Annotated in this window: 14 protein-coding genes; 7 read left to right on the top strand and 7 right to left on the bottom strand. The window is 70.6% G+C overall.

Annotated elements, in window-relative coordinates; all coding sequences use genetic code 11:
- Nucleotides 1–40 precede the first annotated feature (40 nt).
- A complete protein-coding gene (locus A5681_RS00080; RefSeq protein WP_067268412.1) occupies nt 41–841 on the top strand; it encodes a ParA family protein in 801 nt (266 codons plus the stop codon).
- A gap of 91 nt (nt 842–932) precedes the next feature.
- Here the strand turns inward: A5681_RS00080 and A5681_RS00075 are convergent, their stop codons facing one another.
- Together A5681_RS00075 and A5681_RS00070 are read right to left on the bottom strand one after the other, a co-directional pair.
- Entirely contained in the window at nt 933–2,153 is a 1,221-nt protein-coding gene (locus A5681_RS00075; protein ID WP_067268410.1) for a hypothetical protein, read from the bottom strand.
- A gap of 18 nt (nt 2,154–2,171) precedes the next feature.
- Nucleotides 2,172–3,671, bottom strand: coding sequence for a DEAD/DEAH box helicase (locus A5681_RS00070; protein WP_067268407.1), 1,500 nt, complete (start codon nt 3,669–3,671; stop codon nt 2,172–2,174).
- 249 nt (nt 3,672–3,920) lie between these two features.
- Between A5681_RS00070 and A5681_RS00065 the strand changes: the two genes are divergently transcribed.
- Entirely contained in the window at nt 3,921–4,640 is a 720-nt protein-coding gene (locus tag A5681_RS00065; protein ID WP_067268405.1) for a ferritin-like fold-containing protein, read from the top strand.
- Nucleotides 4,641–4,866: 226 nt separating this feature from the next.
- Here A5681_RS00065 and A5681_RS00060 read toward each other — a convergent pair whose 3' ends face one another.
- Nucleotides 4,867–5,580: an MmpS family transport accessory protein gene (locus A5681_RS00060; RefSeq protein WP_067268530.1), complete on the bottom strand. Its 714-nt coding sequence runs from the start codon at nt 5,578–5,580 to the stop codon at nt 4,867–4,869.
- Nucleotides 5,581–5,786: 206 nt separating this feature from the next.
- Between A5681_RS00060 and A5681_RS00055 the strand changes: the two genes are divergently transcribed.
- Entirely contained in the window at nt 5,787–6,056 is a 270-nt protein-coding gene (locus A5681_RS00055; protein WP_067268527.1) for a DUF3107 domain-containing protein, read from the top strand.
- On the opposite strand, the gene A5681_RS00050 is transcribed toward A5681_RS00055, so the two are convergent.
- Nucleotides 6,043–6,729, bottom strand: a complete 687-nt coding sequence (locus tag A5681_RS00050) for a TetR/AcrR family transcriptional regulator (RefSeq protein WP_067268404.1) — start codon at nt 6,727–6,729, stop codon at nt 6,043–6,045. The two genes, A5681_RS00055 and A5681_RS00050, sit on opposite strands and share 14 nt — an antisense overlap.
- A gap of 199 nt (nt 6,730–6,928) precedes the next feature.
- Between A5681_RS00050 and A5681_RS00045 the strand changes: the two genes are divergently transcribed.
- The 3 genes from A5681_RS00045 (at nt 6,929) to A5681_RS00035 (ending at nt 10,112) form a co-directional block, all read left to right on the top strand.
- Nucleotides 6,929–7,954: a DUF3152 domain-containing protein gene (locus A5681_RS00045; protein ID WP_067268402.1), complete on the top strand. Its 1,026-nt coding sequence runs from the start codon at nt 6,929–6,931 to the stop codon at nt 7,952–7,954.
- 94 nt (nt 7,955–8,048) lie between these two features.
- The gene (moeZ, locus tag A5681_RS00040) at nt 8,049–9,221 is read left to right on the top strand and encodes an adenylyltransferase/sulfurtransferase MoeZ (protein WP_067268400.1); all 1,173 of its coding nucleotides are present in this window, start codon (nt 8,049–8,051) and stop codon (nt 9,219–9,221) included.
- A 36-nt stretch (nt 9,222–9,257) separates the two neighbouring features.
- Nucleotides 9,258–10,112 (top strand): TIGR02569 family protein, encoded by an 855-nt coding sequence (locus tag A5681_RS00035; protein ID WP_067268399.1) that lies wholly within the window; start codon nt 9,258–9,260, stop codon nt 10,110–10,112.
- Here A5681_RS00035 and A5681_RS00030 read toward each other — a convergent pair.
- From A5681_RS00030 to A5681_RS00020, 3 genes are read right to left on the bottom strand one after another with little or no spacing between them, the layout of a single operon-like run.
- Nucleotides 10,109–10,411: an MGMT family protein gene (locus tag A5681_RS00030; protein ID WP_067268390.1), complete on the bottom strand. Its 303-nt coding sequence runs from the start codon at nt 10,409–10,411 to the stop codon at nt 10,109–10,111. The genes A5681_RS00035 and A5681_RS00030 overlap by 4 nt on opposite strands.
- Before the next feature lie 2 nt (nt 10,412–10,413).
- Complete coding sequence (locus tag A5681_RS00025) at nt 10,414–11,199, bottom strand: alpha/beta fold hydrolase (RefSeq protein ID WP_067268387.1); 786 nt, start codon at nt 11,197–11,199, stop codon at nt 10,414–10,416.
- 47 nt (nt 11,200–11,246) lie between these two features.
- Nucleotides 11,247–11,441, bottom strand: coding sequence for a hypothetical protein (locus tag A5681_RS00020; RefSeq protein WP_067268383.1), 195 nt, complete (start codon nt 11,439–11,441; stop codon nt 11,247–11,249).
- 108 nt (nt 11,442–11,549) lie between these two features.
- Here A5681_RS00020 and A5681_RS00015 point away from each other — a divergent pair.
- The coding region (locus A5681_RS00015; RefSeq protein WP_156737775.1) for a UvrD-helicase domain-containing protein at nt 11,550–12,480 on the top strand (931 nt) is incomplete at its 3' end.

The following is a 12,480-nucleotide window of genomic DNA, read 5'->3' as shown; positions in this document are numbered from 1 at the left end:
TGGGCACTGTGACCGTGGCAACAAGGAGGGGCGGGCGCTGGTGAGTAAGACCCGGGTATTGGCGGTGGCCAACCAGAAGGGCGGCGTAGCCAAGACGACGACGGTTGCCTCGCTCGGGGCGGCGATGGTGGACGAGGGTCAGCGCGTGCTCCTGGTCGACCTGGATCCGCAGGGCTGCTTGACGTTCTCGCTGGGCCAGGATCCGGACAAGCTCCCGGTGTCGGTGCACGAGGTGCTGCTCGGTGAGGTCGAACCGAACGCCGCGCTCGTCACGACCATGGAAGGCATGACGCTGCTGCCGGCCAACATCGACCTGGCGGGCGCCGAGGCGATGCTGTTGATGCGGGCCGGCCGCGAATACGCGCTCAAGCGCGCGCTGGCCAAGCTCTCCGACGACTTCGACGTCGTCATCATCGACTGCCCGCCGTCGCTGGGCGTGCTCACCCTCAACGGACTGACGGCCGCCGACGAGGTGATCGTGCCGCTGCAGTGCGAGACGCTGGCGCACCGCGGCGTCGGCCAGTTCCTACGCACGGTCGCCGACGTCCAGCAGATCACCAACCCGGAGCTGCGGCTGCTGGGCGCGTTGCCGACGCTGTACGACTCGCGGACGACCCACACCCGCGACGTGCTGGTGGACGTCGCCGACCGCTACAACATGCCGGTGCTGGCGCCGCCGATCCCGCGCACGGTCCGGTTCGCCGAGGCCAGCGCGTCGGGCTCGTCGGTGATGTCCGGCCGCAAGAACAAGGGCTCGTCGGCTTACGGCGAGCTGGCGAAGGCGCTGCTCAAACACTGGAAGACGGGCAAGCCGCTGCCGACGTTCGCCGTCGAGGTGTAGCGGATTCGCTTGTGCGGCTGCGGCTTTGAGGGTGCGCCTATGGCGCGGCTCATCGGCGTGTCGCCTCCCTGAGCGCACGCGCAATGCAAACTCAGCCGAGGGCCACCACGGTGTCGCCGCGCTGCTCGAACACCCGGGGTCCCGCGACGGCCGGGACCACCGCCCGCCCGGGTGCGCCGGGCGGCCGGTTCACCGGGATGAAGCGCTCGCTGGCGCCGCTGACCGGGTCGTACACGCCGATCGCGCCGGTGACCGGGACCAGCAGCCGGCCGGCCATCATCGCGCCCGGCCCCAACGGCGCGGTCGTGTCGCCCGCGGCGATGGTGTAGCGCAGCGTCAGGTTGCCGGTCTCGAAGACCATGACGGAATCGCCCGTCCACCAAGTGATCAGGCTGCCCGCGTGCGACACCGCCCCGGGGCCCGACGCTGGTTTGGGCAACAGATTGCTCGACACGGTGGTGCCGGTTTCGTCGATCACGTCCACCCGAGGCCGCGGCGAGGGCAGGTACACCGCGGTGTTGTTCTCCCACACCGTGAGCACCCGGGCGCCGGAGTCCGCCCTGACACCGGGTTCGGCCACGATGCGTTGCTGCGGTTCGTCGTCGTCCTTGCCCGGCCGCAGCAGCACCAGCCGCAGGTCGGCCTCGTTGACGCAGCTTTCCAGCACCGACACCGCCGACGAGCTCGCCGCCGCGGACACCAGCTTGCAGCCGGAATGCAGGCCGCGCGCAGAGGGTTTCACCCGGGCGTCGGTCTCGCCGTAGGCCACCATGCGGACCATGTCGGAGCGCCAGAGCTCCAGCCGGGTGTCGCCGGTCGACAACACGGTGGTGCCGTCGGAGGACAGCTGCACGCGCGGGTCGGCGTAGCCGCTACGGGCGGGCCCGCGGCGACCCGTGGACCCGTCGAGCGTGCTCACCTGACCGCACCCGCGGTCGTCCCGGTAAACGGCGACGGCGAAGTGATAGACCCAGGACACCCCGCACAGCTCGGTGTCGCGCTGGTAGCTCCACAGGGACTGGCCCGAGGCGGGGTCGCGCCCGTCGACTCGGCGGCCGTCGCCGGTGATGACCGTCCCGCCGACCGCCACGGGTGCGGTGGTGGCCGGACTGGCCGCGGTCCACAGCTCCTTGAGCGTGGCCGGCACCTGTCGCGCCGGGTTCTGGTTAGGCGCGGGAACGGCGGCCGGCCGGCTGATGGTGGCCCGGGCGTCGCTGGTCCACCAGATCAGCGACGCGACGGCGGCGACGACGACCGCGATGGCGACGGCGGCCAGGACATCGCCCTTGGTCCGGCGTTCGGGTCTGACCATCTCCTCGGGGCGCGCGGCTCAGTTGGCGTGCGCGCCGGCTTCGGCGGGCTTGCGGCGCCGCCGGCGGCGACGGCTGGTCCCGGACTTGGCGGACCCCTCCGCGGCGGCTTCGCCGGTGGTTCCGACGGCGGTCGCGGCGTTTCCGTTCGGATGTCCGGTGACGGGCTGGCCGCCGCGGGTGCGCCGCCGCGGCGCGCCGGAACGGGCACGCCCGGTCCGCTCCGCCTTCTGGCCGTCGCGCTCGCTGCTGCGGCGTTGGCCCTGCGACTTCTTCGGTGTGCCGACGGTGCCGCTCGCCCCCGCCGGGATGCCCAGCTCCTCGTAGAGGTGCGGTGAGCTCGAGTACGTCTCGGCGGGTTCCGGGCAGTCCAGCCCCAGCGCCTTGTCGATCATCGACCAGCGGGGCAGCTCGTCCCAGTCCACCAGCGTGACCGCTACACCGGTCTTGCCGGCGCGGCCGGTGCGGCCGATGCGGTGCACGTAGGCCTGCTCGTCCTCGGGGATCTGGTAGTTGATGACGTGGGTGACGTCGTCGATGTCGATGCCGCGGGCGGCGACGTCGGTGGCCACCAGCACGTCGATGTCGCCGGTGCGGAAGGCCTTCAGCGCCTTCTCGCGGGCGATCTGACCCAGGTCGCCGTGCACGGCGCCGACCTTGAAGCCCCGTTCGGCGAGCTCGTCGGCAACCTTCTGCGCGGTGCGCTTGGTGCGGGTGAAGACCATCGTCGCGCCGCGGCCCTCAGCCTGCAGCACCCGGCTGACCAGCTCGACCTTGTCCAGCGCGTGCGCGCGGTAGACGAACTGCTCGGTGGTGTCGTGGGTGGCCGCCGAATGCGGCGCCTCCGCGCGGATGTGCGTGGGCTGGTTCATGAAGGTGCGGGCCAGCGTGATGATCGGGTCCGGCATGGTCGCCGAGAACAGCATGGCTTGCCGCTCGACGGGGATCTGGCGCAGGATGCGCTCGATGTCGGGCAGGAAGCCCAGGTCGAGCATCTCGTCGGCCTCGTCGAGCACCAGGACGGACAGCCCGCCCAGCTGCAGGTGGCCCTGCTGGCTGAGGTCCAGCAGCCGGCCGGGGGTGCCCACCACGACGTCGGCGCCGGCGCGCAGCGACTCGATCTGCGGCTCGTAGGGCCGGCCGCCGTAAATCGACACGACGCTCAGCGGGCGGTCGCCCTCGGCCTTGAGGTACTGGGCCGCGCCGGCGAGGTCGCCGTGGACCTGCAGGCACAGCTCGCGGGTCGGCACCACGATCAGGGCCCGCGGGGTGCCGTTGAGCGGACGGGCGTCGGCGCCGGCGGTGATGCGCTGCAGCAGCGGCACGCCGAACGCGAAGGTCTTGCCCATGCCGGTGCGGGCCTGGCCGATCAGGTCATCGCCGGCGAGCGCCAGCGGCAGGGTCAGCTCTTGGATCGCGAACGGGCGCTCGATGCCCTTTTCCGAGAGGGCGCGGACGATTTCGTCGCGGACGCCGAGGTGGGCAAAAGTCAATTCAGTTGTGCTGTTGAGTGCGCTCATGCGTGGGTAGTAAGCCTTTCGGTGACATATCCGGTTGTGTCGGTGTTCTCGCGGTCACGCGCGCACGAGTTCCGACTCCGAATACGTCGCCGAGTCGCGGGCCCACGCTCAAATTTGGGCGGGCCTGCTGTGCACGCACATTTCGCCGATAGCGGCTTCTGGAAGAAATACAGCCGCCATCTACCTACATGATAGCTGGTCGACAGCTGGCTCCCGTTTTGCGCCGGGTCCGCCGACTACAGTGTTGCCATGACCCGGCCCTCTTGCGAGCCCTCGGAAGCCGACCTGGACGCCGCCCGGGCGGACGATTCGCCTACCCCGCGGCTGTCGGCCGATCACCCCGGCGTCAACGAGTTGTTCGCGGTCCTGGCATACGGCGAGATCGCCGCGTTCTACCGGCTCACCGACGAGGCGCGGATGGCGCCTGACCTGCGCGGACGGATCTCGATGGCGAGCATGGCCGCCGCCGAGATGCAGCACTACGAACTGTTGCGCGACGCCCTGGAGCGCCGGGGCGTCGACGTCGTGCCGGCGATGTCGAAGTACGTCTCGGCGCTGGAGAATTACCACCGGTTGACGATGCCCAGCACCTGGCTCGAGGCGTTGGTGAAGACCTACGTCGGCGACGCCCTGGCCGCCGACCTGTACCTGGAGATCGCCGACGGGCTGCCCGACGAGATCGCCGACGTGGTGCGGGCGGCGCTGTCGGAGACCGGGCACTCGCAGTTCGTCGTCGCCGAGGTGCGCGCCGCGGTGACGGCCAGCGGCAAGCAGCGCAGCCGGCTGGCGCTGTGGTCACGGCGGCTGTTCGGTGAGGCGCTCACGCAGGCCCAGTACCTGCTGGCCGACCACGACGAGCTGGTCGACCTGGTGATGTCGGGCGCCGGCGGCCTGGGCCAGCTCAACGCGTTCTTCGACCGGTTGCAGCAGACGCACGACCGGCGGATGCACGAGCTGGGCCTGAGCTGACGCTCAGCCGTGATCGCAAGCGCGGCGTCGCCGCGCGCTGCGGGTCACGGCCATCGGACCCAGCCGTGATCGCAAGCGCGGCGCGAGCGCGCGCTGCGGGTCACGGCCATCGGACTCAGCCGTGATCGCAAGCGCGGCGCGGCCGGGCGCTGCGGGTCACGGCCATCGGACTCAGCCGTGATCGCAAGCGCGGCGCGGCCGGGCGCTGCGGGTCACGCCATCAAACTCAGCGAGCGCAGGTCGCCAGGCTGGAGTTGGTGCTCGACGCGGCCACCAGTTGCCCGGCGGCGTTGACGATCGAGCAGTTCAGCCGGCCGTAGAAGCTGGTGGCGACCACCGACGGGGTCTGGACGCCGGGATTGAGGATCACCGCTTTGGTCCACGGCAGCGACACGTTGAACTCGGTCTGGGACGCGCCGCTGCCATCGGTGTAGACGATGTTGACGAGGTCCAGGAGTTGCTTGGTGCCGGTCACGCTGTAGACGACGGTGCGCGGGTTAAGCGCCGCGGGCGGCGGCGTCAGGGTCAGGGGCGGCGCGGCGGTGGGCGTCCCGGTCGGGGCGAGGGTCGGCGCGGCGCTGGGCGTGGTCACAGTGGTGACCGTCTCGGGCGGCAGCGGTGTGCTCGAGGGGCCTGGCTGCGCGCTGGGCGGGACGGAGCTCTTCGTCGTGGCGGGCGCGGACGTCACCGGTTGGGGGGCCGGCGCCACGGTGGCCTTGGTGGAGGCGCTGTCACCGCTGTTGATGATGACGGCGGTAGCGATCGCGCCGACGGCCACCACCGCGCCGATGATCGCCGTGACGGGACGCCAGCGCAGCTCGGTGGGCCAGCCGGTCCAGGTGTAGTCACCCTCGGGGTAGGCGTCGGCGCCGTAGAGCTCGTCGGTCTCGTCCTCGGGGTAATCGTGCACCCTGTCGAGGTCGGCCAGTGTGGTACCCATGTTGCCGAAGTTAGCGATGTGAAAACACGGATCGGCCTTCGAACCCGGCTCTGGACCCAGCTGCAAGCGAATCGTTACCCGCTCGCGACCATCGTTTCGCTCAGCGCGAACCCCGCGGTGGGGGCTGTCGCGGATGCGGGTCCGCCCCGTCCACTAGCCTTCAGCTGACAGGTCTGTCGACTTCACTGCCTACGGAAGGGGTGACCGTGGAGGTCAAGATCGGTATCACGGACAGTCCGCGCGAGCTGGTCATCGCCAGCGCGCAGACGCCCGCCGAAGTCGAAGAGCTGGTCAGCGCCGCGCTGAGCGAGGGAGCGGGCCTGCTGAGGCTGAACGACGAGCGGGGACGACGCTTCCTGGTGCACACCAGCAAGATCGCCTACGTCGAGATCGGTCCCGCGGACGGCCGCCGGGTCGGCTTCGGCATCGGCGCCGAGGTCACCAAACTCCCCGGCAAGGGCGCTAAAGGCGAGTAAGGGGCACGTGGGATAGCCCGCCCCAGGCGAACTGCACGGTGCCCTCGACGGCGTCCGCCTTCGAGATCGGGCGGTCGGAGTCGAGCCAGTACCGGGCGCAGTCGACGCTGATGCCGACCAGGCCGACGGCGATCATCCGGGCTCGGTGCGGGTCGAGGCCCGAATCCTCGCTGATCAAGGCGAACACCGCGTCGATGCACGATTCCGTGGCGACCCGCACCTGCGCGGCCACCTCCGGTTCGGTGACGTAGTCGTTTTCGAAGATGAGCCGGTAACCCTGGCTGTCGTGCTCGATGAAGTCGAAGAACGCCTGGACCGCCGCGTGCAACCGCCTGCGGTTGTCGGTGGTGGCGTTCAACGCCTGCTGCACACCAGAGACGAGGTTCTCCACGTGCCGGGCCAGCACGGCCAAGTACAGTTCGAGCTTGCTCGAAAAGTGTTGATACAGAACGGGTTTGCTAACGCCTGCACGGTCGGCGATCTCGTCCATGCCGGCGGCGTGGTAGCCGCGGTCGACGAAGACGTCGCTGGCGACGATGAGCAACTGACCGCGACGCTCATCGCGGGGCAACCGGTTGCCGCGCCGGCCCGAAGCCGCAATGCCGTCGCCGGCCCGACTGCGGTCGGCCGACTTCACGGCGCGCCGCGCCGTGGGTTTGGCGAGTTCGCTCATCGAGTCCTCATCTAATGCGTTGGCAACCGGCCGCCGGCACCAGGGGCCAGCCGCGCGCGGCTCGTTGCGAGAGACATTACTACCCGAGCCGTCGGGGTAGTCGTCGTCGCGGCCGTCGTCGCTGGCAGAAAGTGGTGTCGGGCCGTGCATTCGGGCGCGCCAAGGACGGTGCCGGTGCCGACTGTGTAATCCTGGGGAAATGACTTCCCAGCGGCCCTCGCGCGGCACCGGTCGCGTCCCGGTGCTGCGGGACGAGTGGCGGGAACCCCTTCGCGCCCTGCGTGACCCGATCGCCCGCGACGGCGGACGGACCCGGGCCGACCGGGAGCGGCCGCGTCAGTGGCGCAAACAGACCTGGCTGGGCCGGTTCGTCTCCACCTACGGCTGGCGCGCGTACGCGCTGCCCGCGTTGACGGTGCTCACCGCGGTCGTCGTCTACCAGACGATGACCGGCACCGCCGCGACCAAGCCAATGGCCAATCAGCCCATCCAGAGTCCGCAGGAGATCGGCGCGGTGGGCACCTCGATCATCGACGCGCCGCCGCGCGGGCTCGCCGCGTTCGACGCGAATCTGCCGGCCGGGACGCTGCCGGACGGCGGCCCGTTCACCGAGGCGGGGGAGAAGACGTGGCACGTGGTGCCCGGCACCACTCCGCAGATCGGCCAGGGCACCGTGAAGGTGTTTCGGTACACCGTCGAGGTGGAGGACGGCATCGACCCCACGATGTTCGGCGGCGACAACGCTTTTGCGCAGATGGTCGATCAGACGTTGGCCAATCCCAAGGGCTGGACCCACAACCCGCAATTCGCGTTCATCCGGATCGACAACGGCAACCCCGATTTTCGGATCTCGCTGGTGTCGCCGGTGACGGTCCGCGAGGGCTGCGGCTACGAATTCCGTTTGGAAACCTCGTGCTACAACCCGTCCTACGGCAAGGACCGGCAGTCGCGAGTCTTCATCAACGAGGCGCGCTGGGTGCGCGGAGCCGTCCCGTTCGAGGGTGACATCGGCTCCTACCGCCAATACGTGATCAACCACGAGGTCGGCCACGCGATCGGGTACGTGCGCCACGAGCCGTGCGAGCAGCAGGGCGCGTTGGCGCCGGTGATGATGCAGCAGACGTTCTCCACGTCGAACGACGATGCCGCCAAGTTCGACCCGGATTTCGTCAAGGCCGACGGCAAGACCTGCCGGTTCAACCCCTGGCCGTTCCCGATCGCCTAGCCCGGCGTCGGCGTGCATCGGGTCGTGCAGTTGTTTGCCGGCGTCACGCGCGGCTGCTGTGATGGATGAAGACAAGCGATTGAGGAGAAGTGGGGTGTCCACATCGTTGCCGCCACTCGTGGCGCCGGCGGGCGAGCTGACCCGCGATGAGGTGGCCCGCTACAGCCGCCACCTGATCATTCCGGGCCTGGGCGTCGACGGGCAGAAGCGGCTCAAGAACGCTCGCGTGCTGGTGATCGGCGCCGGCGGGCTCGGCGCTCCGGCGCTGCTGTACCTGGCCGCGGCCGGGGTCGGGACGATCGGCATCGTCGACTTCGACGTCGTCGACGAGTCCAACCTGCAGCGCCAGGTCATCCACGGCGTGGCCGACGTCGGACGGCCCAAGGCCCAGTCGGCGCGCGAGTCGATCGCCGCGATCAACCCGTTGGTCCGGGTGCGGCTGCACGAATTCCGGCTGGATCCCGGCAACGCCGTCGACCTGTTCGGGCAATACGACCTGATCGTGGACGGCACCGACAACTTCGCCACCCGCTACCTGGTCAACGACGCCGCCGTGCTGGCGGGCAAGCCGTATGTGTGGGGCTCGATCTACCGGTTCGAGGGCCAGGTCTCGGTGTTCTGGGAGGACGCCCCGGGCGGGCGGGGTCTCAACTACCGCGACCTCTACCCGGAACCGCCGCCACCGGGCACCGTGCCGTCGTGCGCCGAAGGCGGCGTGCTGGGCGTCGTCTGCGCCTCCGTCGCGTCGGTGATGGGCACCGAGGCGATCAAACTCATCACCGGCATCGGCGAATCGCTGCTGGGCCGGCTGATGCTCTACGACGCGCTCGAAATGTCCTACCGCACCATCAAGATCCGCAAGGACCCGACGGCGCCCGCGATCACCGGGCTCGCCGACTACGAGGAGTTCTGCGGCGCGGCGCCCGCGGACGTCACCGCCGGCGGGTCGGCGATCACGCCGCAAGAGTTGCGCGCGTTGCTGGACTCCGGCGCCAAGTTGGCCCTGATCGACGTCCGCGAGCCCGTCGAGTGGGAGATCAACCACATCGACGGCGCCCAGCTGATCCCGCAGTCGTCGATCGATTCCGGCGAGGGCCTGGCAAAGCTGCCGCACGACCGCATGCCGGTGCTGTACTGCAAGACCGGGGTGCGCTCGGCCGAGGCGCTGGCGGCGGTGCGCAAGGCCGGATTCTCCGATGCGGTGCATCTGCAGGGGGGCATCGTGGCGTGGGCGCGGCAGATGCAACCCGACATGGTGATGTACTGACCCGATAGGGCAGGTGGCCTCGTCTAGGCTACCCGTGTGAATGTCGAGCCACCGCCGGAGCACGTGCTGGCGGCGTTTGGTTTGACCGGTGTCAAGCCCGTCTATCTGGGGGCGAGCTGGGAAGGCGGCTGGCGCTGCGGCGAGGTCGTCCTGTCGCTGGTGGCCGACCACGCCCGGGCGGCTTGGTCGGCCCGGGTGCGCGAAACGTTGTTCGTCGACGGTGTCCGGCTGGCCCGCCCGGTCCGCTCGACGGACGGGCGGTACGTGGTTTCGGGATGGCGGGCGGACACCTTCGTCGCCGGCACGCCCGAACCGCGGCACGACGAGGTGGTGTCGGCTGCGGTGCGCCTGCACGAGGCGACCGGCAAACTGGAACGCCCCCGGTTCCTCACCCAGGGCCCCACCGCGCCGTGGGGCGACGTGGACATCTTCATCGCCGCCGACCGCGCCGCCTGGGAGGAACGGCCGTTGGCCTCGGTGCCCCCGGGCGCGCGGACCGCCCCGCCGACGGCCGACGCCGAGCGCTCGGTGGAACTGATCAACCAGCTGGCCACCCTGCGCCGGCCGACCAAGAGCCCGAACCAGCTGGTGCACGGAGACCTTTACGGCACAGTGCTTTTCGTCGGCACCGCCGCCCCGGGGATCACCGACATCACCCCCTACTGGCGGCCCGCGTCGTGGGCGGCCGGCGTCGTCGTCGTCGACGCCCTGTCCTGGGGCGAGGCCGACGACGGACTCATCGAACGCTGGAACGCGTTGCCGGAGTGGCCGCAGATGTTGTTGCGCGCCTTGATGTTTCGGCTGGCCGTCCATGCGCTGCACCCACGGTCGACCGCTGAGGCCTTCCCGGGCCTGGCCCGCACCGCGGCGCTGGTCCGGCTGATCCTCTAGCGTCCGAAGTCGTAGCGGACTTCGCGCAACGGGATCTTGCCGTCCGTGGCCAGCACCCCTTCGGCGCGCAGCAGCTCGAGTTGCCGGGTGGTCAGGTGGCGTGCGGGGCGCCCGGAGGCGGTGATCACCCGGTGCCAGGGCAGGTCCGAGGAGTCGGTCCGCATGATCCAACCGACGATGCGCGGGCTGGAAAGGCCTGCCACGTCGGCGATGTCGCCGTAGGTGGCGACGCGGCCGGACGGGATCGCGGCGACCAGCGCGCGGACCCGCTCGACCTGCTCCTCGGTCACCGGCGCCACGATCAGTGGGTCTCGAGCAACTCGCGCGTCAGCGCGGCGACTTCGTCCGGCGCGGCGTAGGGGACCATGTGGTTGCAGTCGAAATCCAGCAGCCGGAAATCGGATCCCAGCCGTTCCTGCAGGCCGGTGATCAGGCGGTCGCCGACATAGGGCGGCGAGGTGCGCTTCGCGCGCACCAGGATCGTCGGCGTTCCGGCCGGCGGGAACACGATGTCGCGGGCCAGTTCGCTCCAGTACGACATCATCGCCGGCAGGCTGACGCGCCAGCCGTACCGACCACCGGGCAGCGCGATCAGGTGCTCGTCGATCTCGGCGCCCAGCAGCGCCGGGTCGACGTCCGACCAGGAGCCGTGCACCTTTTCCAGGCGCGCTTCCTCGGCGTCGGGGTAGTCGGGCGAGGCCAGCATCGCGTCCGCGATCTGGCGCATCCACTCGCCGTCGAGCCCGACCGCCGGGTCGAGCAGCAACAGCGAGGCCACCAGGTCCGGTCGTGCCGCGGCCAGCTGCATGGCGAGGCCGCCCCCGAAGGAGTGTCCCACCACCAGCACCGGCGCCTCGGCCCCGTCGTCGAGCAGCGCGGCCATCGCCGCCACGTTGGCGTCGATGGTCCACGGCGCCGCCCAGGTCGACCTGCCGTGGCCGATCAGATCCGGTGCGGCGAAGGTGATTTCGGGCAGCAGGCCGGCCAGCTGCTGCCAGCGCTGCCCGTGGCCGGTCAACCCGTGCAGCGCGAGCACCCGCACCGGGCCCGCGGGGCCGTAGCGGTGCACGTGGAGATCAGCGGTCACGCGTCGATCGTGCCAGCCGCCGCCACGGCCGCTCGCGGGCGGGCGGCTCAGTGTCCGTCTTCCCACTCGTCCTCGGTGGGCACGATGTAGGCCTGCTCGATGACGTCGGCCTCGTTCGCCTCGCGATCGGCCACGGTCAGATATTCGGTGTCCAAGCCGGCGTCGTCGTCGGCGTCGACCGGTTGCAGTTGTTCCGCGGCGTCACCTTCGGGCGCTTCGTCGCTGGGAAAGACGTCCGTCACGATGTCTACCTCCTCACCGTTCGTCGGGCTGTTCGCGGCCTCCAGCCTAGGGGCCCGCGGCGGCGCGGGCCGGGCCGACTTGTCAGACCCTGGTGATTGCATGCAGCCATGTCGTTCACCTGGGACCCCGAGGCGCTTGCCCTGCTGGCGCCCGGCTGGCGTGGGCCGGTCCGGGTGCTGGGCGGGCCCGGCACCGGCAAGAGCAGCCTGCTCATCGAGGCCGCGGTCGCCCGGATCGACGCCGGCTTGGACCCGGAATCGGTTCTGCTGCTTACCGGTTCAGGCCGCCTGGGGATGCGGGCGCGCAGTGCGTTGACGACGGCGTTGCTGCGGCCGCGCTCGGCGGGGCCCGGCCGCGCCGCCGTGCGCGAGCCGCTGATCCGCACTGTGCACGGCTACGCGTACGCGGTGCTGCGCCGGGCCGCCGAGCGCGCAGGCGATGCACCGCCGCGGCTGGTCACCAGCGCCGAACAGGACGCCATCATCCGGGAGCTGCTGGCGGGTGACCTCGAGGACGGCTCGCGCGCGGCGGTGGCGTGGCCCCCACATCTGCAACCCGCGCTGGCCACCGCGGGCTTCGCCACCGAACTGCGAAACATGTTGGCACGCTGCGCCGAACGGGGCGTGGACCCGCAGGACCTGGAGCGGCTGGGCCGTCGCTGCCGGCGTCCGGAATGGACCGCCGCCGGCCGGTTCGCGCGCCAGTACGAGCAGGTGATGCTGCTGCGGGCGGCGGTCGGTACCGCGGCGCCCCAGGCGACGGCGCCGGCGCTGGGGGCCGCCGAACTGGTGGGCGCCGCCCTGGAGGCCTTCGCCGTCGATCCCGAGCTGCTGGCCGCCGAGCGGGGCCGGGTGCGGGTATTGCTGGTCGACGACGCCCAGCAGCTCGACCCGCAGGCGGCCCGGCTGGTCCGGGTGCTCGCGGCGGGCGCGGAGTCGGTGTTGATCGCCGGGGATCCCAACCAGGCGGTGTTCGGCTTTCGGGGCGGTGAATCCGCCGGGTTACTGGACGGGGATTCGCCGTCGGTGACGTTGACGG

The sequence above is a fragment of the Mycobacterium scrofulaceum genome, assembly GCF_001667885.1.
In the GTDB taxonomy this organism is placed as follows: domain Bacteria; phylum Actinomycetota; class Actinomycetes; order Mycobacteriales; family Mycobacteriaceae; genus Mycobacterium; species Mycobacterium scrofulaceum_C.
Note: the sequence above shows the minus strand (reverse complement) of the source record. Positions and strands in the feature narration are given on the sequence as shown.